Consider the following 23,023-nt stretch of genomic DNA (forward strand, 5'->3'; position numbering starts at 1 on the left):
CAATGTCAGACACGACGGCGCTCGCCGCCTTGGACGTCGTCTCGCGCAGCCCCTGTCGGCGCCTCAGTAATCCCCCGCCCCGGTGATAAACTCCTATCACCCTTTCTCGTCCCCTTTCCAATGAAATTCTGTTCTGTCTGCGGCCACGGCGTCAGTCTGAGCATTCCGCCGGGCGACAATCGCGAGCGCTTCGTATGCGGCAGTTGCGGCACCGTGCATTATCAGAATCCGCGTAACGTGGTCGGCACCGTTCCCGTGTGGGACGACAAGGTGCTGCTGTGCCGTCGCGCGATCGAGCCGCGCTACGGTTACTGGACACTGCCCGCCGGCTTCATGGAAATGGGAGAAACGACGGCCGAAGCCGCCTCGCGCGAAACGCTCGAGGAAGCCGGCGCCCGCGTCGAGGTGCAGAACCTGTTTTCGCTGCTGAATGTGCCGCACGTGCATCAGGTGCATCTGTTCTACATGGCGCGGCTGCTCGATCTCGACGTCGTCGCCGGCGAGGAAAGCCTCGAAGTGAAGCTGTTCGAGGAGCACGAGATTCCGTGGGACGAGATCGCGTTTCCGACCGTCGGCCAGACGCTGCGCTTTTTTTTCGCCGACCGCGCGGCCGGCAGTTTCGGCCTGCATACCGGCGACATCTTCCGCTCCCTGCGCGAAGGCTGAGCGGCGCGCATGGTTCCCTGGCTCGGAGCTGACGACCCGTTTCCGCCCGTCGAGCGCGCGCTCGGCGCCGCGAGCGGCGCGCCCGGTCTGCTGGCGGCAAGCGGCGATCTGCTGCCGTCGCGCCTCATCGACGCGTATCGGCGCGGCATCTTCCCGTGGTATTCGGACGGCCAGCCGGTGTTGTGGTGGAGCCCCGATCCGCGCATGATCCTGCGCCCCGCCGAGTTCAAGGTGTCGCCATCGCTGCGCAAGACGCTCAAGCGCGTGTTGCGCGACGACGCGTGGGAAATCCGCGTCGATCACGATTTCGCCGCCGTGATGCGCGCCTGCGCGCAGGCGCCGCGCCACGGTCAGCGCGGCACGTGGATCACCGCCGACGTCGTCGAAGCCTATTCGTCGCTGCACCGCCTGGGCGACGCGCACAGCATCGAAACCTGGCTCGAGGGCAAGCGTGTAGCGGGATTGTATGGCGTGTCGCTCGGGCGGATGTTCTTCGGCGAATCGATGTACACCGACGTCACCGACGGCTCGAAAATGGCGCTGGCCGCGCTGGTCGGCCACTTGCGACGTCACGAAATAGAAATGATAGACTGCCAGCAGAACACGTCGCATCTGGCGTCGCTCGGCGGCCGCGAGATAGCGCGCAAGGCGTTTGTCGCGCATGTTCGCGCGTCTGTCGGCGCGCCGGCCATCCCGTGGCGCTTCGACAAGACCGCCCTGCTCGACATCCTCGCGCGGGCGGCGTAGGAAAAATCAGGCCGAATCCGGTCCGCCGCCCATCGAATAGCGGCATCAACCGCCGGGCGTGCCGGGTTTGCATTACCAGAGACGCATCGAGAGCTGCCAACGTGACTCATCCCAACGAGCTGCCTCTTTCTCCGCTTTCCGCGCTGCAATTTTATGCAACGGCGCCCTATCCCTGCAGTTACCTGGACGGCCGCATCGCGCGCTCGCAGGTCGCCACACCCAGTCACCTGATCAATTCGGACGTCTACACCGACCTCGTCAAGGCAGGCTTCCGGCGCTCGGGCGTGTTCACGTATCGCCCGTATTGCGACGGCTGCCGCGCGTGCGTGCCGGTGCGCGTGCCGGTCGAGCGTTTTCAGCCGAACCGCACGCAGCGGCGTGTATGGAGAAAGCACGGCGACCTGATTGCGACCGTCGCGCCGCTGCACTACGACGAGGAGCATTACGCGCTGTATATGCGCTACCAGTCGGCGCGCCACGCGGGCGGCGGCATGGATCGCGACAGCCGCGACCAGTACGAGCAGTTCCTGCTGCAAAGCCGGATCAACTCGCGGCTCGTCGAGTTTCGTGAGCCAGCGCCGCTGCAGCCCGATGGGCGACCTGACGGGCGACCTGACGCGCGGGGCGCGCTGCGCATGATCAGCATGATCGATATCCTCGGCGACGGGTTGTCGTCGGTGTACACGTTCTTCGAGCCGAGCCTGCCGCACGCGAGCTTCGGCACCTACAACATCTTCTGGCAGATCGAGCAGGCGCGCAGCCTGAACCTGCCGTACGTGTATCTCGGCTACTGGATTCGCGAAAGCCCGAAAATGGCGTACAAGGCGAATTTCCGGCCGCTCGAAGGCTTGATCGACGGCGCGTGGCGCGTGCTCGATCCGGCCAGCATCGACCTGCCGCCGGTCGATTTCGCGATGCATGGACGACGCGGGCCGCTCAGGCCGTAGTCGAGGCGCCGTCCGTCGAGTCGTTGCCGGGTCCCGCTCGTCGCCGGCAACGCCCCACCAGTCTCATCAAAGCCCAAAGCCGGTAAAATAGCGGGTTCCCATTTTCCGGCCGTCCGGCTTCATCCCGTGCTCAGCTCCCTTTATCCGCTCGTTCGCGCCCAACTCTTTCGCATGGACGCGGAAGACGCTCACCATCTGACTTTGCGCATGCTCGGCGCCGCCGGTCGCACCGGCCTCGCCGGCGCGCTCGCGTCGCGCGTGCCGGATTCGCCGCGCACCCTGATGGGCCTGACGTTCCGAAACCCGGTCGGACTCGCGGCGGGCCTCGACAAAGACGGCGCGTGTATCGACGGTCTGGCGGCGCTCGGCTTCGGCTTCATCGAAGTGGGCACCGTGACGCCGCGCGCGCAGCCGGGCAATCCGCGTCCGCGCATGTTCCGGCTGCCGCAGGCGAACGCGGTGATCAACCGGATGGGCTTTAACAACGCCGGCGTCGACCAGTTCGTGAAGAACGTCCAGGCCGCGCGCTATCGCGGCATCCTCGGTCTTAACATCGGCAAGAACGCCGACACGCCGATCGAGCGCGCCGCTGAAGACTATCTGTACTGCCTCGAGCGCGTGTACCCGTTCGCGAGCTACGTGACGGTCAACATCTCGTCGCCGAATACGAAGAACCTGCGCCAGCTGCAGGGCGCCGACGAACTCGACGCGCTGCTCGCCGCGCTGAAGGACAAGCAGCAAAGACTCGCCGACATGCACGGCAAGCTCGTGCCGCTCGCACTGAAGATCGCGCCCGACCTCGACGACGAGCAGGTCAAGTCGATCGCCGACACCTTGCTGCGCCACAAATTCGAAGGCGTCGTCGCGACCAACACTACGCTGTCGCGCACCGCCGTCGCCGGCATGCGGCATGCTGACGAAGCCGGCGGCCTGTCGGGCAAGCCGGTGTTCGACACGTCGAACGAGGTGATCCGCAAGCTGCGCGCCGAAGTCGGCGAGGCGGTGCCGATCATCGGCGTCGGCGGCATTTTCTCGGGCGACGATGCGCGCGCGAAGCTCGCGGCCGGCGCGTCGCTGGTGCAGCTTTATACTGGTTTCATCTACCGCGGTCCGGCGCTCGTCGCCGAATGCGCGCAGGCGTTGCGCTAGGCATCCGCGCCGCTGCATATAGACATAAACAAACGGTATTTAGGTTGCGATAGGCTCGTTTGCTATGCTCTCGACCGTCAAAACATCAGACGTACAAAGGAACATGATGAAATTCGGCCTGTTGAAGAAGCTCCTCGCCACCGCGCTGATCGGCGCGTCGCTGAGCGCCGTTACGGCGCACGCGGAAGACCTGCTCGACCAGGTCAAGCAGCGCGGCACGCTGCGCATCGGTCTCGAAGGCACCTTCCCGCCGTTCAACTCGAAAGCGCCGTCGGGCGAACTGGTCGGCTATGACGTCGACATCGCCAAGGCGGTCGCGGCCAAGCTCGGCGTGAAGCCCGAGTTCGTCACGACCGAGTGGAGCGGCATCATCGCCGGTCTGCAGGCGGGCAAGTTCGATGTGATCGTCAACCAGGTCGGCATCACCGACGCGCGCAAGCAGACGCTCGACTTCTCCCCGGCGTACACGTACTCGGCGGCGCAACTGATCCAGCGCAAGAACGACACGCGCCAGTTCACCTCGCTCGAAGACCTGAAGGGCAAGAAGCTCGGCGTCGGTCTCGGCACGAACTACATGGACATGGCGAAGGCAGTGCCGGGCATCGACGTGAAGACCTACCCGGGCGCACCCGAATACCTGCGTGATCTGGCCGCCGGCCGGCTCGACGCGGCGTTGAACGACCGTCTGATGCTCGCGTACCTGCTGAAGAACTCGAACCTGCCGCTGCGCACCGGCGCTAACGTCGGCCCGGGCAACCCGTCGGGCATTCCGTTCAGAAAGGGCAACCCGAAGTTCGCGCAGGCGATCGACGACGCAATGACCCAGCTCGAAGCGGACGGCACCTTCACGAAGATCTCGGACAAGTGGTTCGGCATCGACGTCAGCAAGCCGATCAAGTAGCACGCGTGGAGTCGAACGAAGGGCGGCATCGATGGCGATGCCGCCCTTCGCGCTTTTTGCGGCCCACGCGAGCTGCGTGAGCCGCGGGAGCCAAACCGCGCGCCGCGTATACCCCGAGCCGCATCGCGCGGCCCGCGCCTGAGCGCGCGCCAAAGTTTATGATGTGCGCTTTGTGCGTCAATAAGAACACTGCCCATGTCCATCACATCCCTGCTGCTCCAATCAGTGCCGGTGCTCGCACAAGGCGCGCTGCTGACGATCAAGTTCGCGATCCTGTCGATGATCTTCGGCCTGATCGGCGGCGCCATGCTCGCGCTGATGGGCATCAGCCACAGCCGTCCGCTGAACTGGATCGCGCGCGTCTATGTGAGCGTGATGCGCGGCACGCCGCTGCTCGTGCAGATCTTCGTGATTTACTACGGTCTGCCGAGCTTCGGCATTTCGCTCGATCCGACGCCGGCCGGCGTGATCGCGCTGTCGGCGAACGTCGCCGCGTATCTGTCCGAGAGCATGCGCGGCGCGATTCTGGGCATCCACCAGGGCCAGTGGCTCGCCTCGTACAGCCTCGGGCTGTCGCGGCGTCAGACGCTGCGCTACGTGATCGCGCCGCAGGCGCTGCGCATCGCGGTGCCGAGTCTGTCGAACAGCCTGATCAGCCTGATCAAGGACACCTCGCTCGTGTCCGTCATCACGGTGACCGAGTTGCTGCGCAGCGCGCAGGAAATCATCGCGTCGACCTACCAGCCGCTGCCGCTTTATCTTGCGGCCGCGGCCGTGTACTGGGTGCTGTGTCAGGTGCTCGAGTGGGCGCAGCGCTGGTACGAGCGGCGGCTGTCGCTGCCGACGCGGCACTGAGCGCCGCCCACTCCTTTTCGTTGCCCCCAGCGGCTCATTCCCCAGCGAACTTGAGCCCCAACACCGCGCGCGCCGCGTCGGCCATCGCGATCATCTGTCGCGACGTGTCGTGCGGCATCAGCGGACTCTCCAGCACACCCGCGCGAATTAGCTCGCAAAAGTGCGCGGTCTCGTAGTTCAAGCCGCCGCCTTCGAACGGTTCGTCGAGTTCGACGACCCCGCCATCCGCATAACGGATCGTCGCGCGCGACGGGTTCCACCACGGCTCGTGCAGCGTCACGTGACCGCCTTGGGCCATCAGCAGCGCATCGCCCTTGCCATGCAGATCGAGCCCGCAGAATAGCTGCGCGATACCACCGCGCTCGTGCTGGCTGTTCAGACTCGCGAACGTATCGACGCCGGTCGCGCCAAGCCGGCCGAAGCTCTGCACGTCGCGTGGCGCGCCGAGCCAGTCGACCGCGAGAAACATCTCGTAGATGCCGATATCGAGCAGCGCGCCGCCCGCGTGCTCGAACGACAGCGACGGATGATCGGCCGGCACGCCCGGCACCGAGCAGCCCGCGCGCACGAGCCCGACCTCGCCGATCGGCTCGGCCGCGAGGCGCTCGCGCAACCTTCTGTAGAGCGGATAGAACGGCGGCTTCATCGCTTCCATGAAGAGCCGTTGCGATGCGCGCGCGGAGTCGAGCACGCGCTCGAGCTGCGGACGATTGATACACGCGGGTTTCTCGCACAGCACGTGCAGCCCCGCTTGCAACGCGGCGATCGCATAGTCGGCGTGACTGTCCTGCAGCGTCGCGATATAGAGCGCGTCGATGCCGCTCGCGAGCAGAGTGTCGAAACTGGCGCAGACGGCGCCGCCGAATTCATCGGCGAACGCCTGGGCCGGTTCCACGCGACGCGACCACAGCGCCGCGAGCCGCGTCCGCGGCACGAACGCGAGCCCTTGCGCGAAGCGGCGCGCAATCCGGCCGGTGCCGACGATCCCCCAGCGGATCTCGCGCGATGAAGTGGTGTCCCGCGCTGCCCGATCGGTCGGTTGGGTGCTGGCTGCGTGCAGTGCCGCTGTCGTATCTGTCATCGTGTGTGCAAAGGTCCATGCGGTTCGGAACAGCCGCTATTGTCACCGATGCCGCTTGCGAACGCGGCGAACCCGGCCGATCGAACCATGCGGCATCACTGCCGCGCACCGACCTTCGACACCCCACCCCGCCGCTCCCGCCGGACATTGACAGATACGCTCAGCCCGCGCTCGCAATCACGCTCAAACCCGCGCCGGCGGCTCCGCGGAAAACCGCCCGCCGACCTCCTCGGCCGCGTAATCGATCATCGCGAGCGCAGCGATCTCGGCCTCCTTCGGATCGCGCCGCTCGATCGCTTCGATGACGCGTTGATGCGATGCGATCGCACTCTCCCACAGCCCTTCCCGGTCGTGCACGACCGGATTGAGGGTCGACAGCGCGCCGCGAATGATCGCCGCCATCTGCTTAAAGAACTGGTTGCCGCTCGCGATCACGATGCGCGTATGGAACAGCTCGTCGGCTTCCTGATAGCCGGCCTCGCCCGGACGGATCATGCGAAACGCCTCGAACGCCTCGCGAATCGCCGCGACTTCCGCGGCACTGCCGCGCGCGGCCGCCTGCGCCGACGCGCGCGGTTCGATCAGCATGCGAAACTCGATCACGTCACGCAGAAACATCGGATCGGGCTTTGCACGGAAACGCCAATTGACGACGTCCTCGTCGATCATGCGCCAGTCGCTCATCGGCCGGATGCGCGTGCCGATCTTCGGCCGCACGTCGAGCATGTCGCGCGCGAGCAGCATCGATAGCGCCTCGCGCATCACGGTGCGGCTCACATCGAATTCCTTCGACAGCACATCCTGCGGCGGCAGAATCGCGCCGTATTTTTCCTCGACGATGCCGCTGACGAGCCCGTCCATGACTTTGCTCACCAACGAGCGATCCTTGTTTGCGTGTTCCATGACATATCCCCGAAGCGGTGTTGACCCCGCGTGGCCTGTTGATTGAAGGGCCCGTACGTATCTGTTATGCCAATAGAATCGTTTTTCGATACGTTGCAAGCTTCGAAACGGATGCGCCAGTGGGACACTTCCTGACAGGGTTATCCCTCTGAAGATTTGTTTCGTTCGTGTAACGCCATCTGTTTCGCCAGGCACAAAGCTCGCTCGTCAAAGCGTGCCTGCGTTGTGGGGTTTGAATTGTGCGCATTCGCACGTTGGCGTGATGAAATTGTCTGATTTGCACGGACGTGGTCGGACGCCTGCGTGTTCCGGCGAACAAAGATCGGCTCCTGCGCCTCCGACAGCACGCTGACGCCGAACAGCTCGGCGTCCATCAGCCGTGCAAGCGCACGATGTCGTCTTCGCCGGGATCGCCGTCCGAATGCACCTCGATGATTTCCAGCGGCGTCTTGCCAGCATTTTCGAGCCGATGCCTGACGCCCAGCGGAATCAACGTCGACTGATTCTCCGACAGCAGGAAGCGCTCGTCGCCGTCCTTGCTCGACGCGTCCCACACCGAGTCCCAGGCGCCGCGGTCCGACCAGCCCGCGTCGAGCGGCACCGTCACGCCGACGAGACGCGCGTCGGTGCCCATGCGCTCCATCACCGCATAGTCGACTGAGTCGGACGGACACGCGGCGAACGCGTCGCGCGCGAGATGCAGCGCGCCGGCCTCGTCGATGCTCGCGCCTGCGAATGCGTCCTTGCAGGCCGCCGCGATCAGCGGACGGCACAGGCCGATCGCGTCGAGCCACACCGACGCGCGCACCACGAACATGCCGCTGTTCCACCAGTACTCGCCCGACGCGAAGTAGCGCTCGGCCAGCTCGGCATCGGGCTTCTCGACGAAGCGCTCGATCGTCCGCGCGCCCCGGTTTCCCAAGGCCGCGGCGGTGCGGATATAGCTGTAGCCGGTCGCCGCGCGCTGCGGCGGCACGCCCAGCGTGACGATCGCGCCCCGCGAGGCATGCGCGAGCGCTTCCTTGAGCGCCGCGCCGAACGCCGCTTGATCGGCGATTGGATGATCGGCGGGCAGCGCGACCAGCATCGGATCGTCGCCGGCCGCGGCCGACGCGCGCGCGGCGAGCGCCGCGACGGTCAGCGCCGGCGCGGTGTTGCGCGCCATCGGTTCGAGCAGTATGCGCACCGGCTTGCGGTACTGCTCGACGCGCTCGAGCGTCGGCAGCCGCAGTTCCTCGCAACAGACCACCAGCGGCGCGGCGGGCGGCGTGGTGCGGGCCGCGTCGGGCGCGGCCGGGTCGAACGCATCGTCGAGCCGGCGCAGCGTCGCTTCGAGCAGCGACTGGTCGCCCATCAGCCCGATCCGCTGCTTCGGATTGCGTTCGCGCGACAGCGGCCACAGCCTCGCACCGGAGCCGCTCGCTAGAATCACCGGTTGCACGGTCAGTTCGCGCAGCGCGGCGGCGGTCCCAGCCTGCGGCGCGGGCGGATTCGCGGGCCAATTACCTGGCTCTACCATTCGATTCATTTGCGATCCTGTCGAATCCAGATCCTGTTCACGGGCCGGCATGACGCCAGCAAGTGCCTCGTGGTCTCACGCGCGTTCAGTCGTATGCGCGCGACACACAGCGCGGTCTGGGCGCCCCTGTCTGTCCGCGTGCTCCCTATGCTTCTCCGAACGGACGCAACGCCCCCGCGGCGCGATGTTCATCGTGCCTGTGCAGCTCGCCGTCGAGCGCCGCGCTGTCGGGCTGACGCAGCTTCGTGAAGCCGCCGCGATAGACGTTCTCGACGTACGACATGATGTTTTCCTGCGCCACCGACGACAGGATCGCGTGATCGGTGTGCTTGCAGAAGGCCACGTGAATGCGCGTAAAGCGCGCGAGCCGCGTGCCGCGCACGCCGAAGTAGCGCTCGAGCTCCTCGACGCCTTCGTCCAGCACACCGAACACCAGGTGCGTGTCGACGCCCCGTGCCTCTAGGTTCGCGAACAGATGCCGCTCGTCACGCGCGCCGAATTCGAGGCCACACAGTTGCTCGATCCGGTCGGCCAGCGTTTCGCCGGTCCGCGCGAGCTGGCGTACCACCAGCTCGCGCACGAGGCCCCAGCCGCCCGTCTCGCCCTTGAGCACGCGCAGCCATTTGCCCGGCTGCTTCATCGAGCGCATGTAGTTGCGCGTCGAGCCGAACGCGGACACCGGGATCATCGGCTTGCCGTGTTCGTCGCAGACGTTACGCCATCTGAACTTCTGCACGTTGACGATCACCGCGCCCACCACCGCCGCTTCGCGCATCGCCGCATGCAGGCCGGCGTAGGCGCCCGAGCAGATGCCGAGCAGCAGCGCGCCCGCATGACCGCGCGCGGCAAGCCAGCGCGACGCGTACGCGGCGTCGCCGACACTCGACTGAGAGTACAGCGCGTCGAGGCTCAACGTGTCGCACGACGGCATGCTGTCGCCGACACCACGGACGTCGATGCGCAGCGACGCGATCCCCTGGCGTGCGAGACGCCGCGCGAAATGGACGCCGAAACGCCCATTGCCGATTCGCGACACCGCGCCGGTATTGAGCAGCAGCACCGCTGGGGCGCGCGCCGCCGCGGCGCCGTCGGGCCGGCAGTAGATGCCGAACACCTTGCCCTCGTTCAGCCACACCGGCGTCTCGTGCAGCCTCGGCGCGACATAGTGACCGCCCGCCGGCTGTTCGCCTCGCTCGGGCACGCGCGCCACCGTTTGGGTCGTTTGGGCCGTTTGCGCGCTCCCCGCCAGCAGCCAGTTCTCGATGGTCTCGAACGCGGCGTGCGGTATTTCGCTTTCGAGCGGTTCCATCATGAAGCGGCTGTATTCGTCGAACGGGTGACGCTCGAGCTCGACGCCATGTTCGCTGTAATGCGCGGCGAGCGCACCGGCGCGCGCCGGGTTCAGTGAATCGAGCAGCAGCACGCGCGCGGCCGGCCGGCTCGTCGCGCGATACAGATCCGCCGCGTGCAGGCTTTGCAGCGTGTCGCGATACATGCGAAAGCCATACGCTTCGACGAACTCGTCGGTATCGGGCTCGACCACGCAATCCATCGCGGCCGGATCGTTCAACCACTGCCGGTAATGCGCGCGCAATTCGCGCTGGTAAGTCTTGCCCGACAGCACCGGCGACATCAGCACGAGACCGTGCACATCCCCAAGTTCCTGCGCGGCAAGCGCGGCCAGCATGCCGCCGAGACGCAGACCGCACACGCTGACACGCTCGACGCCGGTCGCCTCGCGCAGCTGCGCGACCGCCTGCTTCACGCTGTCGATCCATGCGCGCCACAGGCCGGCGTCGGTCGGGTCGCCGGCTGAGTCGCCGGTCGCCGGGTAGTCGAAGCGCAGCACCGGCATGCCGCGCGCGGCGAGGCGCTCGGCGAGCCGGCGCATGCCGCGATACGTGCACAGCGTGTCGTAGCCAAACGGGGAACACATCACAACGCCATCCGGGCCGTTGGCTGGATGCAACCAGCCGAATTTGCCGTCGAAGACGATGGGTCTCACGGTCCGCTCCTTACTCTTCCTTTTCAAATGATTACAACAAAGGTGCTCTCGCGCATATGTGCGTCGCGCCACATTAGTTTGGGTTCCGAATCGCGCTGCGCTGGCGTGTGTCGATGAGCGTGCTGTGCAGTGCAGTGCAGCATGCCCCGCGTGTGGACCGACGCGCGGCGGATCGCGTCGGTCATGCGCTGTGGTCGATGCCGGCGGCTGCGTGCAGCGTGCCGCGAGCATTACGTGATGGAGACGGCGCGGGCGCGCTTAGGAATGCTCCGCAATGCGGTGCGCGCGGCCGGCTCGTGGCCAACCACTGCGCTACCCTATGAGCTTTGCCATTTAACCCCCTGCCGATCGCGGCTATCTGTACGGCCACCCACACAGTCACGCGGCGCCCGGGGGCAAGATGCAAGACCTGCGACGCGTTGATGCCGCCGCGTATGTCCGCGCGGCCCTTCTCACCGGCCCGGCAATGGAACATGGAACGAAGCATCGTCAGGAACATCTTCATCAACCTTGCCGGCGCCGTCGCGCCGACCTTCGTTTCCCTCGTGACCGTGCCCACCTACATTCATCTGCTGGGCGCCGAGCGTTACGGGGTGATCAATCTGGTGTGGGCGCTGATCGGCTACTTCAGCGTCCTCGATCTGGGCACCAGTCTGGCGACGGAAAACCAGATCGCCAAGGCTCGCGCGGCCAGCGACGATTCGATCGAACCGATCTTCTGGAGTGCGTGGTTCATGAATCTCGGTACCGGCATCATCGGCGGCGCGCTGATCTATGCCGGAGCCATTGTCTACATCACCTACGGCGTGAAAATCGAGCCGACGTTCCAGCATGAAGTGATGGCGAGCCTGCCGTGGATCGCGGTCGCTGTGCCGATCGCGAACGTGACCTGGGTGTTCGCGGGCGCGATTACCGGCGTCGAGTGCTTCACGAGCTACAACATCAACCAGACGCTCGGCACCGCACTGTTCCAGTTGCTGCCGATCGCGGCGGTCCTCTGCTTTTCGCCGTCACTGGCGATCGCGATTCCAGCCGCCGTGATCGCGCGTTTCGTCGGCGGCCTGATGCTGGGCGTGGCCGCCATTCGCGCGCTCGGCATTCGCCGTATGCAGATGCCGCAATGGCGCTTGATGATCGGGCTGTTCCGCAACGGCCGCTGGCTGCTGATGTTTTCCGGCGCCAACATGATCGCGTCGACGCTCGACCGCGTGTTCATCGGCGGACTGCTCGGCGCGCGCTTCGTCACTTACTACGCGACGCCGCAAAACCTGATCAATCGATTGAACCTGCTGCCGCTCGCGATGGTGCGCACCCTGTTTCCGCGACTGTCGGCGGCGTCGCGCGAGGATGCGGATGCGCTCGCGCACAACGCGCTCGCGTTTCTCAATGGAGCATTTACGCCATGCGTGATCATCGCGCTGTTCGCGCTGAAGCCGTTTTTGCTGCTGTGGCTCGGACCGCAGCTCGCCGCCGCGGCGCCGGTCGCGAGCGTGCTGATCCTCGGCGTGTGGCTGAGCGGCCAGTCGAGCATCCTCGGCAGCCTGTTGCAGGCGCAGACCCATCCCGTGGCAGTGGCGAGCGTCAGCTGGCTTCAGTTGCCGTTCTTTACCGGCGCGTTATGGTGCGGCATCCACTGGTTCGGCATCATGGGCGCGGCGGTCGTCGTCGTGCTGAAGGTGCTGCTCGATTACTCGGTGTTGCTCGCGTTCTCACGGCTGCATGCATGGACGATCGTGCGCAACATGCTCGCGCATCTCGCGTTTCTGCTCGTCGCGCTCGCGCTCGCGGATTCGATCAGCGCGTTGCTGTTGGCGATCGTCGCCGCGCTCGCGTTGAGCGCGGCGAACTTCGGCATGTCGCTGCGCGGGTCGAGCGAGTTGCGCGGCGCGCTTCACAGGCTCTGGCTGCGTTGCGCGCCGTCGTCCGGACGGGCACGAGGCTGAGTCCCGGCGCGCGCAATCAATGACGCCGGTCCACCGCTCGTTCGCGGTCGGTGGACCTGGATGCCAAGGCTGAAAACACGTACCCAGCCGACCCGGCATCACAACAGTTCGAACGTATTGACGAACGATGCGCCGTCGCGCTCGCGGCGCCTCGGACCGAAGCGCGCCTGAGCACCGCGCACCTGACGCGTGAGACCGATGAACGGCATACCGTGTTCGAGGTACGGTCCCTCCGTCTTGCGAAAGCCGAACTGCTCGTAGAACCCGCGCAAGTCAAGCGGTGCGCTCACGCGCGTGGCGCGGCCCGGCCAGCGTTGGGCGACCGCTTCGAGCACACGCTCGATCAGCATCTCGGCGGTGCCGTCGCCGCGCCGCAGCGGACTCGTGAGCACCTTGTCGATCGTCACTTCCGGATCTTCGGAATCGCCGGGCTGCACCCGCGCATAGGCGAGCACCGGCATCGGTCGCGCCATGTCTTCGACCGCGAACACATGCAAGGCCTGCTCGTCGCGACCGTCCGCGTCGAGGCACACATGCGACTGCTCGACGACGAATACCGCACTGCGCGCACGCAGCACGACATACAACTCACGTGCAGATAGCTGATCGAACTCCAGCGTTTTCCAATTCATCACGCCCCCGGCTGTCAAAATTTTCGGCGGGTCCGGCGATGCCTGCCGTGCGCGACGGCAGGCCGATCCATGACGGTCCCTCATCATCGACTACACGGTAACGTGCGCTAAAGATGTGCTTCCGTGCGCCATCGCACTGACGCTCGGGGTTGACGATCCTTAAATACGAGCCAACGAAGCGCAGCCTTGCCACGTTCGCCCGGTAGCGCAGATGGCTTCACGCAGGCCCGCCTGCAACACTGCACTGCACCACCGCGAACGCACGCCGCGGTCTTCGCACCGCAGGAAACTACACACGAAAATCAGGTGCCGACGTCATTCGACCTCGGTACCCATCGGCAGACCTTTGACCATAAGGGAGCACTGCATGAAAACTGCATTGAGACGCATCCTTTCCGAATCCGCACGCCTGGATGTCCCGCTGGAAAGCCTCGCCGACGACGCCGACCTCTATGCTGCCGGACTCTCATCGCTCGCGACCGTGCATCTGATGCTTGCCATGGAAGACGAATTCAACGTCGAAATTCCTGACCGTATGCTGACGCGCCGTCTGTTCTCGAGCATCGACTCGATGGCCGCCGCGATGACGGAGTTGCAGCAGGCCAAGGCGGCAGCATGAGTGCGCCGCTGCTGGGTCAGGCCGCCGCAGCGGCCTGCGGGGCGGCCTCGAACTCGACTACTGACGCCCGGACCGGCGCTGGCCGGGGCGCTGCCACCGGGACGCTGAGCGCGCTCGATACCGGTCCCGAATGGCGTGCTGCAGCGCATCGTTGCGCGGCGATCGCCGCGCAGTACGCGGACGCCGTGGACTGTGAGGCGCGCTTTCCGGTCGAGGCGTTCGACGCGCTCAAGGCCGAGCGTTTGCTGTCGGCGATGGTGCCGACCGCTTTCGGCGGCGCGGGCCTGTCGCTTGCCGATATCGGTGCGATCTGCGAAACGCTGGCGCAGGGCTGCGCATCGACCGCCATGATCTATGCGATGCATCAGATCCAGGTCGCGTGCATCGACTCTCATCGCGGCGCCTCCGCCTGGCAAGCGAGCCTGCTTGCACAACTGGCCGAGCAGCAATGGCTGCTCGCGTCGGCGACGTCGGAAGAGACGATCGGCGGCAACATGCGCACGAGCGCGTGCTCGGTGGAGCTCGATGGCGCGCGTTTTCGGATCGAAAAGCTCGCCCCGACGATCTCGTACGGCGCGCACGCCGACGGCATCCTCGTGACCGCGCGACGCACCGCCGACGCGGCCGCGTCCGATCAGGTGCTGATCGTCGCGCTGCGCGCCGATACGCAGCTCGAGCGGCGCGGCGGCTGGGACGCGATGGGCATGCGCGGCACCTGCAGCGAGGGCTTCCGGCTCGTCGCGACGGGACTGGCCGAACAGATCCTCGCGACGCCGTTCGCCGACATCGCCGATCAGACCATGCTGCCCGTGTCGCACACGCTGTGGGCGTCGGTATGGACCGGCATCGCCGTCGACGCGGTCAATCGCGCGAAAGCGTTCTTCCGCGCGCAGGCGCGCGCGAAGCCCGGCACGATGCCGCCGGCGGGGCTGCGGCTCGCCGCAGCGGTCGGGCTGCTGCAGATGATGCAGGCGCGTCTATCGGTCGCGCTGGAGGCCGCGCGCGCCGCGCATCAGGCACGCGAGGGCGCGACCCAGGCGGACGCCCCGCTCGCGGCGATGCTCGGTTTCGCGTCGGACATGAACACGCTGAAGACCAGCATTTCGACCACCGCGCTGCAGGTCGTACAGGAAGTGCTGATGATCTGCGGCATGGCGGGCTACAAGAACGGCACGCCCTATAGCGTCGGCCGCCATCTGCGCGACCTGCACTCGGCGCCCTTGATGATCAATAACGACCGTATCGCGCAGAACACCGCGAGTCTGCTGCTCGCGCAACGTCCTGCCGCGCCGGGGAGACCCTGAATGAAGCTGATGACCGATACCGCCGCTATCGCCGCGGCGGCCGTGGGGCCTTCGCTCACGCTGCGCGACGAGATGCTGGCCGCCGGCCTGCTGATCGACACCGGTGAAAACGGACTGTATGGCCGCAGCCAGGTTTTCGAGGACGTGGTCGAGCGACTGAACCTCGCGATTACACAGTTGGGTAAAGATCAGCAAGCCGAAGTATTGCGTTTTCCGCCCGCGATGCGCCGCACCGACTTCGAGGATAGCGAATACCTGAAGAGCTTTCCGAATCTCGCGGGCACCATCCATTCGTTTTGCGGCGACGACATGGGCCACCACCGTCTGCTGCGCGCGCTCGACGATGCGAAGGCCGACAGCGACGACGACCGCGTCGACGCGTGGCTCGCGCAACAGAAACCGACGCGCGTCGTGCTGACGCCGGCCGCCTGCTATCCGATCTATCCGGTGATGGCGCGGCGCGGCGCACTGCCCGCCGACGGCCGCACCGTCGACGTGCTGTCTTACTGTTTCCGTCATGAGCCGTCCCTCGATCCGGGCCGCATGCAGATGTTCCGTCAACGGGAATACGTGCGTCTCGGCAGCCCCGAGCAGGTGATGGCGTTCCGGCAGATGTGGATCGAGCGCGGCTCGCTGCTTGTGAAGCTGCTAGGCTTGCCGGTCGAAGTCGATCTCGCGAACGATCCGTTCTTCGGCCGCGGCGGCAAGATCGTCGCCGATAGTCAGCGCGCGCAGGCGCTCAAGTTCGAGTTGCTGATCGCGCTCGCCGATCCGCGCGGCAAGACGGCCTGCCTGTCGTTCAACTATCACATGGACCACTTCGGCGCGATCTGGAAGATCGCCTGCGAAGACGGCGCGACCGCGCATACGGGCTGTGTCGGCTTCGGCATGGAACGCATCACGCTCGCGCTGTTCCGTCATCATGGGCTCGACGTCGACGCGTGGCCCGACGACGTACGCGCGCTGCTGTGGGGCGATACCGAGACCCGCGTCGCGGATGCGCTGCAGGCAACGCAAGCGACGCCAACGGCGACCGTCGCCGGGGAGCGCGCATGAATCCATCGCCGACTTCGGCGCTTGCCGGCGCGCTCGCCAACTCGTCGTTGCCGCGACGCGCAGGCGATCCGCCGACGCATCAGCAGACCCACGCGGTGCCCGGTGCCGGCACGCAGTTGCGCGAGCACGTAGCGCACGCGCTGCATCAGGGCGAACGCGTGTGGCAGGAGACCAACTGCTACGTCGATCTGTGGATCGAGCTGCTGCATGGCTTCGGGCTCGATCCGCGCGCGGCGCTCGCGTTCACGGTCACGCAGGATTTCGAAGGCGATCAGTTCACGTTCTTCAAGTTTCCGCTCGACGATCTCGAACGTCTGTATGGCACCCAGGTGCAGGAGCTCGCGATCTACGACTCGCTCGAAGAACGCGTGCTCGCGCAGACGCTGCGCGGCCACACCGTGCTCGTCGAGGTCGACGGCTACTACCTCCCCGATACGCGCGCGACCTCGTATCGCCGCGAGCATCCGAAGACCACGATCGGCATCGACTTCGTCGACACCGCCGCGCGCCGCCTCGGCTATTTCCACAACACCGGCTACCACCGGCTCGAGGGCGACGACTACGACGGCGTTTTTCGCAAGCTGCCGCATTTCGCCGCGCAGCCCGATCTGCTGTTTCCCTACGTCGAGTTCGCCAAGCAGGCGCGGCCCGCGCTCGAAGGCACCGCGCTCGCGGAGGCGTCGGCGGAACTGCTGTGCGCGCATCTGGAACGGCGTCCGTTGACCAATCCGATTTCGCAATGGCGTGCCGCGTTTCCCGCGCATCTCGATACGCTGTTCGAGCGCGACGAGGCGTATTTCCATCTGTACTCGTTCAATCTGATGCGGCAGCTCGGCGCGAACTTCGAGTTCCTGTCGAAGTATCTGCAGTGGCTGTCCGCGCAAGGCTTCGAGATTCCGCCGACGATACCGGCCGCTGCGCAACGCATCGCGTCGGAGTCGATGGTGATGCAGTTCCGGCTCATTCGCGCGATCGCGCGCGGCCGTCGCGATACCTGCGAAGACTGCTTCGACGTGCTTGAAAGCGCTTATGAAAAAACGCTGCCACCGCTGGCCGCTCTGGTGCGCTAATACGGTGATGCGTGGTTGCGCGCACTTCGTGCCGCGCGGTTTTTCCGGGAATTGACCGTGGATGTATCGACACTCGATCCGCCCGCTGACGAGGGCGATGCTGGCCGTGCGCGCGCGACCGGCGCGATCGCGCAAGCGCATGATGCAGGCACTGCCCGCGCCGCGCCCTCGCTATGGCCGCAACGGCTCGACACCGGCTGGGCCTGTCTGAGCACCCCGCCGCACGCCTATGCGTCGCCGGCCGATCTGCCCGCGCAAGACTGGCTCGCCGCACAGGTGCCCGGCACCGTCGCGAGCGCGCGGCTCGCCGCCGGTCTGCTCGATGTCGATCGCCCGCCACCGCTCGCATTCGACGATCACTGGTATCGCGTCACGCTGATCGGTACGGGGCGGCGCCGCTTGCGTTTTCATGGACTCGCGACGCTCGCGCAAGTGTGGCTCGACGATGTGAAGCGGCTCGATTCCGCATCGATGTTCATCGCCCATGATCTGGATATCGAACTGGACGGCCGCGCGACGCTCGTGCTGTGCTTTCGCTCGCTGACGCCAGCGTTGGCGGCCAAACGCTCGCGTGCGCGCTGGCGGCCGCGGCTCGTGTCGCCGCCGACGCTTCGCAGCGTGCGCACCACGCTGCTCGGCCATATGCCCGGCTGGTGTCCGTCGATTCAGACGGTCGGCCCGTGGCGTCCGATCGAAATGCTCGGCGACGCGCCGCACGCATTCGACACGATTGATCTGACCAGCCGGCTCGAGCAAGAGGATGGGGTAGTTTCGTTGACTTTACGTTTCGTACGCCCCCACGACATCGCGGCCTGCCGCGCGACACTTTCTTGCGCCGACCATGTTTCGTCTTTGCAATGGCACGATGCATATACACTCACCGGCGACGTGCGCGTGCCCCACGCGAAACGCTGGTGGCCGCATACGCATGGAGAGCCCACTTTATATCCTCTGACGTTGCAGCTCGTCGACGGCAACGTGATCTCTCAGTCTCTGGGCTCGATCGGCTTTCGTCGTATCGAAGTGGACCGCGGCGCCGATGCTGCGGGTTTCGCCCTGCGCGTGAATGAAGTGCCCGTATTCTGTCGCGGCGCGTGCTGGACCAGCGCCGATCTCGTCACGCTAGCAGGCACCGAAACGCAATTGCGCCACACGTTCGAGCTCGCGCGCGCCGCTGGCATGAACATGCTGCGCGTCGGCGGCACGATGCTCTATGAGTCCGATCTGTTTTATGCGCTCGCCGACGAGTACGGCCTGTTGATCTGGCAGGACTTCGCGCTGGCGAATTTCGACTACCCGAACGATGCCGCGTTCAGCGCATTGATCGAGCGCGAAGCGAGCCAGTTCCTAAGCCGCACGCGTCGCTTTGCCTCGCTCGCGGTGCTGTGCGGCGGCAGCGAGGTCGACCAGCAGGCGGCGATGTTCGGACTGCCCGCGGCGCAGCGCGCGCAAGCGTTGTTTACCGAGCTGCTGCCCGCGCTCGTCGCACGCGAACGTGAGGACGTGCCCTATGTCAGCAATTCGCCATCGGGCGGCGCGTGGCCGTTCTCGACTAACGAGGGCGTCACGCACTACTACGGCGTCGGCGCGTATCAGCGCCCGCTCGCCGACGTGCGCCGCGCGCAGGTGCGCTTCGCGGCCGAATGCCTGGCATTCGCCAACGTCCCCGACGAGGCGACGCTGCACGACGCGCTCGGCACGATCCACACGCACGATCCGCGCTGGAAAGCCGCCGTGCCGCGCGATCCTGGCGCAGGCTGGGATTTCGACGACGTGCGCGATCATTATTTGCAGGCGCTTTACGGCGTCGAGCCGGCGCGCTTGCGCTATGAAGATGCGGCGCGTTATCTCGATCTGTCGCGCGCGGTGGTTGCCGAGTTGATCGGCGACGTGTTCGCCGAGTGGCGGCGCGCGGGCTCGTCGTGCGGCGGCGGCCTCGTGTGGCAGTTGCAGGATCTGCGCGCGGGCGCGGGCTGGGGCGTGATCGACGCCACGGGACGGCCGAAAAGCGCGCTGCACGGCTTCGCGCAGACACTGCAGCCATTGCAGATCACGCTCACCGACGAAGGCCTGAACGGCCTCGATATTCATCTGCTCAACGAGCGCGCGCAAACGTTTTGCGGCGAACTCGAACTGGTCTGTCTGCGCGACGGCAGCGTGAAGGTCACGTCCGCGCGACGCGCGCTGACGCTTGCCTCGCGCAGCCTGCAACGCATCAGTGCGGCCGCGCATCTGGGCCAGTTCTTCGATTTCACGCATGCGTACCGCTTCGGCCCACGCGCGCACGATGTCACGATTGCAACGCTCTACGATGCCGCGAGTGGCGAGATCGTGTCCGAAGCGTTTCATCTGCCCGAGCGTAGCGTGCACGCGCGTGATGACCTCGGTATGACCGTCGAGGTCGAACGTCGTGGCGACGGCAGCGGCTGGCAGCTTGCGATCGAAACTAAGCGCTTTGCGCGCTTCGTTCATATCATTGACCCTCGTTATCGCGCGGTGCGCGACTGGTTCCATCTCGCGCCGAACCGGCGCTGTATCGTGCCGCTGCATGCGCTCGAACCGCTGCTGCCGACCACCTTCGCGGCGTCGCCGCAAGAACTCGTTGCACCTGCATCAAACGCGGCCTTTAAAGTGGATGAAACATGCGGGGCACCCCAGGGGGAAGTCCGCGCGATCAATGCGCTATCCGCCATCTTCTACGGCTAGTGGTCATTCCGAACTAGTCGCACGTACGCGAAGCGCCCCAAAGCTCGCTTCGCAGGTCTCGAACTGTCTGCCCGGCTCGCTCACTGTTGGCTCGAACGCGACTGTTGCCTGTTCTGAAAGGCCTTACGTGCGACAGCGCACGCACTCCATTTACCACTTCTGAATCATTTCCGGCACTTCACGAGGAGCGCTTCAAAACGCGCATGCGGCGCCAGGTTCAAATCTGAGACAGCTTCGACAGCACCCAGTTTTTGGCCGTGAAGCCTTTGATATCAAGGGATTCGCCCAAACCCAAAGCTTTCATACGATGCATTCCCCATCCGGCGGGGGTGTACAGAACTGAAACAAAAAGCCGCTTTTACTCTCCCGACGCGCTCCGGGTTTCTTCGCTGCGCCGCACCAGCAGGCGTTTTCCCTAACGTTGGCACGGTCCTCGCTACTACCTCCACGCAACAGAGTGTCACCGCACACGAGCGCAACAACAGAGGCGGTGGCAGACAGGCCTAAAACGGGGCCGATGCTGGCCATCCAAGCTGCTCGCCGGGCAGCCCACTGCCGAGGATGCGGGCATCGGATCAAATAAACGGAGAGAGTCGCGCGAGGCGCGACTTTCATGCGAGGACCGATCATGTTGACACTTCAATCCGATTTGCACGGTAACCATCTGCTGGGCGCAATGCCGTCGCACGAATGGCAGGCACTAGCTCCCCACCTCGAACTGGTTCATCTGCGCACCGAGCAACTGCTATGCGACTCGGGTCAACGGATCCATCATGTGTACTTCCCCACCACCGCGATCATCTCGATGCTCTCGACGATGGAAGACGGCAGCTCCGTCGAGATCGCCGCGGTCGGCCGCGAAGGCATGACCGGCGTGCCGGTCCTCACGGGCGGCGAAACCATGCCCAACCGCGTACAGGTGCAATGCGCGGGCTTCGCCTACCGGATGAGCGCACAGGCGCTCAAGCAGCAGTTCGCGCGGTCCGACTTTCTGCGCCGCCTGATGCTGCTGTATATGCACGCTCTTCTGACCCAGGTCGCGCAGACCGCCGCGTGCAATCGCCATCACGCGCTCAACAAGCAACTGTGCCGCTGGCTGCTGATCGAGGTGGACCGCGTGGCGTCGAACGATCTGAACGTCACCCAGCAGCTGATTGCCGACATGCTCGGCGTGCGCCGCGAAGGCATCACCGAAGCGGCCGGCAAGCTGCACGACGAAGGCCTGATTCATCATAGCCGCGGTCATATCAAGGTGCTCGACCGCAAAGGCCTCGAAGCCCGCGCGTGCGAATGCTACGGCCTCGTGAAACGCGAATTCGATCGTCTGCTGCCGCGACTGCGCCAGGCCGAGACCGTCGAATAAGCGGCACGCGGCTCGATGACCGGGGTCGATTTGCCTATGTTCAGGATTACTGCTCGATGTCTCGACGCACTGTTCGTGATTGCAGGCGGTCTGCTCGCCCACTGGATGCGCTTTTCCGCACCGATCGCGTTGGCCGATACCGAGCGTCTTCTGATCGCGTTCAAGTGTGTGCTGGTTCTGTTGCTGTTTCCGGGCTTCGGAGTCTATGAGACGTGGCGCGGCAAGGCGCTCGCGCCGGTGCTCGCGCGAATCGCCGCCGCGTGGCTCACGGTGGTCGCGACCGCGCTCCTGCTCGCGTTCACGCTGCATCGCACGGATGCGGTGTCGCGCCTGTGGCTCGGCTACTCGACGCTGATCTCCGGCGCGTTGATCATCGCGACACGCTGCATCATGCACGTGGTGCTGCGCTTCGTACGTCGCCGCGGCATGAACGCGCGCACCGTCGCGATCGTCGGCGCACCGGGGTTTGCGCGCACGCTGCTCGCGCATCTCGAGCATGCGCCGCAAGCGGGCTTCAAACCGGTGTGCGTGTTCGACACCAGCGTGCAAGGCCACGACGCGTATGGCGCGCGTCTGACCCGCCTACCCGTGCTGACGGATCTGGAAGCGTTCGCGACGAAGGTGCGCAATGACCGCGTGAACGAAGTGTGGCTCGCGTTGCCGCTTTCCGAGGAACACACGATCTACCGCTTCACGCGCACCTTCAGACACGACTTCGTCAATCTGCGCTTCATTCCCGACGTGCGCAGTCTGTCGCTGTTCAATCATGCGATCGTCGATGTCGTCGGTTTGCCGACGCTGAATCTGAGCGCGACGCCATTCTCGTCGCCGCAGATGTGGCCCAAGCTGATGTTCGACCGCCTGTTCGCCGTGCTCGCGCTCATCGTGCTCGCGCCGGTGTTCGCCGTGCTCGCGATCGGCATCAAGCTCACGTCGCCGGGACCGGTGTTTTTCCGGCAGATCCGCAAGGGCGTCGACGGCCAGCCGTTCGGCATCTACAAGTTCCGCTCGATGACCGTGCACCAGGAAGAGCACGGCCAGATCACGCAGGCGACCCGCAACGACTTGCGCGTGACCAAGCTCGGCAGCTTCATGCGCCGCACGAGTCTCGACGAGCTGCCGCAGTTTCTGAACGTGCTGCGCGGTCAGATGTCGGTGGTGGGTCCGCGTCCGCATGCGGTCGAACATGATGACCTGTACAAGGACCAGGTATACGGCTATATGCACCGTTACCGCATCAAGCCCGGCATCACCGGCTGGGCCCAGGTCAACGGCTATCGCGGCGCGACCACCAAGGTCGAGAAGATGGAAGCGCGCGTGAAGTTCGATCTCTTCTATATCCAGAACTGGTCGTTCTGGTTCGACATGAAGATCGTCTTCATCACGATTTTCAAGGGCTTTGTTGGCCGCAACGCGTTCTGACCATGCCATCAAGGGAATCGCATCCGGGAGTGTCGGTCATCGTGACGGCACTGCGGCGCATGCGAAGTGCGGGTACTGAAGGCGGTGCGCTGAAAGATCGCCGGAATGCGCCTGCGTTCCATTCGAGAAAAACAC

The 23,023-nt window shown here is 65.4% G+C and carries 20 protein-coding genes; 14 read left to right on the forward strand and 6 right to left on the reverse strand.

Going from position 1 to position 23,023, the window contains the following annotated elements; all coding sequences use genetic code 11:
- Positions 1 to 120 precede the first annotated feature (120 nt).
- The 6 genes from OKW39_RS03655 to OKW39_RS03680 all read left to right on the forward strand — a co-directional run bounded on the left by OKW39_RS03655 (position 121) and on the right by OKW39_RS03680 (position 5,265).
- Complete coding sequence (locus tag OKW39_RS03655; RefSeq protein ID WP_090804352.1) at positions 121 to 666, forward strand: NUDIX hydrolase; 546 nt, start codon at positions 121 to 123, stop codon at positions 664 to 666.
- Between the two features lie 9 nt (positions 667 to 675).
- Positions 676 to 1,413, forward strand: coding sequence for a leucyl/phenylalanyl-tRNA--protein transferase (aat, locus tag OKW39_RS03660; protein ID WP_184068639.1), 738 nt, complete (start codon positions 676 to 678; stop codon positions 1,411 to 1,413).
- Between the two features lie 101 nt (positions 1,414 to 1,514).
- Positions 1,515 to 2,360: an arginyltransferase gene (locus tag OKW39_RS03665; protein ID WP_184029302.1), complete on the forward strand. Its 846-nt coding sequence runs from the start codon at positions 1,515 to 1,517 to the stop codon at positions 2,358 to 2,360.
- A gap of 126 nt (positions 2,361 to 2,486) precedes the next feature.
- Positions 2,487 to 3,509 (forward strand): quinone-dependent dihydroorotate dehydrogenase, encoded by a 1,023-nt coding sequence (locus OKW39_RS03670; RefSeq protein ID WP_429562095.1) that lies wholly within the window; start codon positions 2,487 to 2,489, stop codon positions 3,507 to 3,509.
- A gap of 106 nt (positions 3,510 to 3,615) precedes the next feature.
- On the forward strand, positions 3,616 to 4,410 hold the full coding sequence (locus OKW39_RS03675) for a cystine ABC transporter substrate-binding protein (protein WP_429361483.1): 795 nt from the start codon (positions 3,616 to 3,618) through the stop codon (positions 4,408 to 4,410).
- Between the two features lie 195 nt (positions 4,411 to 4,605).
- Complete coding sequence (locus OKW39_RS03680; protein WP_090804344.1) at positions 4,606 to 5,265, forward strand: amino acid ABC transporter permease; 660 nt, start codon at positions 4,606 to 4,608, stop codon at positions 5,263 to 5,265.
- 34 nt (positions 5,266 to 5,299) lie between these two features.
- On the opposite strand, the gene OKW39_RS03685 is transcribed toward OKW39_RS03680, so the two are convergent.
- From OKW39_RS03685 to OKW39_RS03705, 5 genes are all read right to left on the reverse strand, one after another.
- The gene (locus OKW39_RS03685; RefSeq protein ID WP_429562096.1) at positions 5,300 to 6,346 is read right to left on the reverse strand and encodes a Gfo/Idh/MocA family protein; all 1,047 of its coding nucleotides are present in this window, start codon (positions 6,344 to 6,346) and stop codon (positions 5,300 to 5,302) included.
- A 183-nt stretch (positions 6,347 to 6,529) separates the two neighbouring features.
- The gene (locus OKW39_RS03690) at positions 6,530 to 7,249 is read right to left on the reverse strand and encodes a FadR/GntR family transcriptional regulator (protein ID WP_090804340.1); all 720 of its coding nucleotides are present in this window, start codon (positions 7,247 to 7,249) and stop codon (positions 6,530 to 6,532) included.
- A 140-nt stretch (positions 7,250 to 7,389) separates the two neighbouring features.
- Positions 7,390 to 7,623, reverse strand: a complete 234-nt coding sequence (locus tag OKW39_RS03695; RefSeq protein ID WP_090804338.1) for a hypothetical protein — start codon at positions 7,621 to 7,623, stop codon at positions 7,390 to 7,392.
- A complete protein-coding gene (locus OKW39_RS03700; RefSeq protein ID WP_429562097.1) occupies positions 7,623 to 8,777 on the reverse strand; it encodes a mannose-1-phosphate guanylyltransferase in 1,155 nt (384 codons plus the stop codon). The genes OKW39_RS03695 and OKW39_RS03700 overlap by 1 nt, the downstream gene beginning before the upstream one ends.
- A gap of 136 nt (positions 8,778 to 8,913) precedes the next feature.
- On the reverse strand, positions 8,914 to 10,773 hold the full coding sequence (locus OKW39_RS03705; RefSeq protein WP_429562098.1) for an alpha/beta fold hydrolase: 1,860 nt from the start codon (positions 10,771 to 10,773) through the stop codon (positions 8,914 to 8,916).
- 473 nt (positions 10,774 to 11,246) lie between these two features.
- On the opposite strand from OKW39_RS03705, the gene OKW39_RS03710 reads away from it, so the two are divergent.
- The gene (locus tag OKW39_RS03710) at positions 11,247 to 12,716 is read left to right on the forward strand and encodes an oligosaccharide flippase family protein (protein ID WP_429562099.1); all 1,470 of its coding nucleotides are present in this window, start codon (positions 11,247 to 11,249) and stop codon (positions 12,714 to 12,716) included.
- A gap of 98 nt (positions 12,717 to 12,814) precedes the next feature.
- Here the strand turns inward: OKW39_RS03710 and OKW39_RS03715 are convergent, their stop codons facing one another.
- Positions 12,815 to 13,348 (reverse strand): GNAT family N-acetyltransferase, encoded by a 534-nt coding sequence (locus OKW39_RS03715; protein WP_429562100.1) that lies wholly within the window; start codon positions 13,346 to 13,348, stop codon positions 12,815 to 12,817.
- A gap of 367 nt (positions 13,349 to 13,715) precedes the next feature.
- Here OKW39_RS03715 and OKW39_RS03720 point away from each other — a divergent pair, with 367 nt between their 5' ends.
- The 7 genes from OKW39_RS03720 (at position 13,716) to OKW39_RS03750 (ending at position 22,888) form a co-directional block, all read left to right on the forward strand.
- Positions 13,716 to 13,967 carry an acyl carrier protein gene (locus OKW39_RS03720; protein ID WP_090804328.1) on the forward strand — a complete coding sequence of 84 codons (252 nt, stop codon included), beginning with the start codon at positions 13,716 to 13,718 and terminating at the stop codon, positions 13,965 to 13,967.
- The gene (locus tag OKW39_RS03725; protein ID WP_429562101.1) at positions 13,964 to 15,271 is read left to right on the forward strand and encodes an acyl-CoA dehydrogenase family protein; all 1,308 of its coding nucleotides are present in this window, start codon (positions 13,964 to 13,966) and stop codon (positions 15,269 to 15,271) included. The genes OKW39_RS03720 and OKW39_RS03725 overlap by 4 nt, the downstream gene beginning before the upstream one ends.
- On the forward strand, positions 15,272 to 16,327 hold the full coding sequence (locus OKW39_RS03730; protein ID WP_429562102.1) for an amino acid--[acyl-carrier-protein] ligase: 1,056 nt from the start codon (positions 15,272 to 15,274) through the stop codon (positions 16,325 to 16,327).
- Positions 16,324 to 17,397 carry a DUF1839 family protein gene (locus OKW39_RS03735; protein WP_429336315.1) on the forward strand — a complete coding sequence of 358 codons (1,074 nt, stop codon included), beginning with the start codon at positions 16,324 to 16,326 and terminating at the stop codon, positions 17,395 to 17,397. The genes OKW39_RS03730 and OKW39_RS03735 overlap by 4 nt, the downstream gene beginning before the upstream one ends.
- 15 nt (positions 17,398 to 17,412) lie before the next feature.
- Positions 17,413 to 20,103, forward strand: coding sequence for a glycosyl hydrolase 2 galactose-binding domain-containing protein (locus OKW39_RS03740; RefSeq protein WP_429562103.1), 2,691 nt, complete (start codon positions 17,413 to 17,415; stop codon positions 20,101 to 20,103).
- Between the two features lie 628 nt (positions 20,104 to 20,731).
- Positions 20,732 to 21,466, forward strand: a complete 735-nt coding sequence (locus OKW39_RS03745) for a Crp/Fnr family transcriptional regulator (protein ID WP_090804319.1) — start codon at positions 20,732 to 20,734, stop codon at positions 21,464 to 21,466.
- A 36-nt stretch (positions 21,467 to 21,502) separates the two neighbouring features.
- On the forward strand, positions 21,503 to 22,888 hold the full coding sequence (locus OKW39_RS03750; RefSeq protein WP_429562104.1) for an undecaprenyl-phosphate glucose phosphotransferase: 1,386 nt from the start codon (positions 21,503 to 21,505) through the stop codon (positions 22,886 to 22,888).
- The last annotated feature ends 135 nt before the right edge of the window (positions 22,889 to 23,023 follow it).

Origin of the sequence: Paraburkholderia sp. MM6662-R1, from assembly GCF_050436245.1 — a bacterium.
Lineage (GTDB): Bacteria > Pseudomonadota > Gammaproteobacteria > Burkholderiales > Burkholderiaceae > Paraburkholderia > Paraburkholderia tuberum.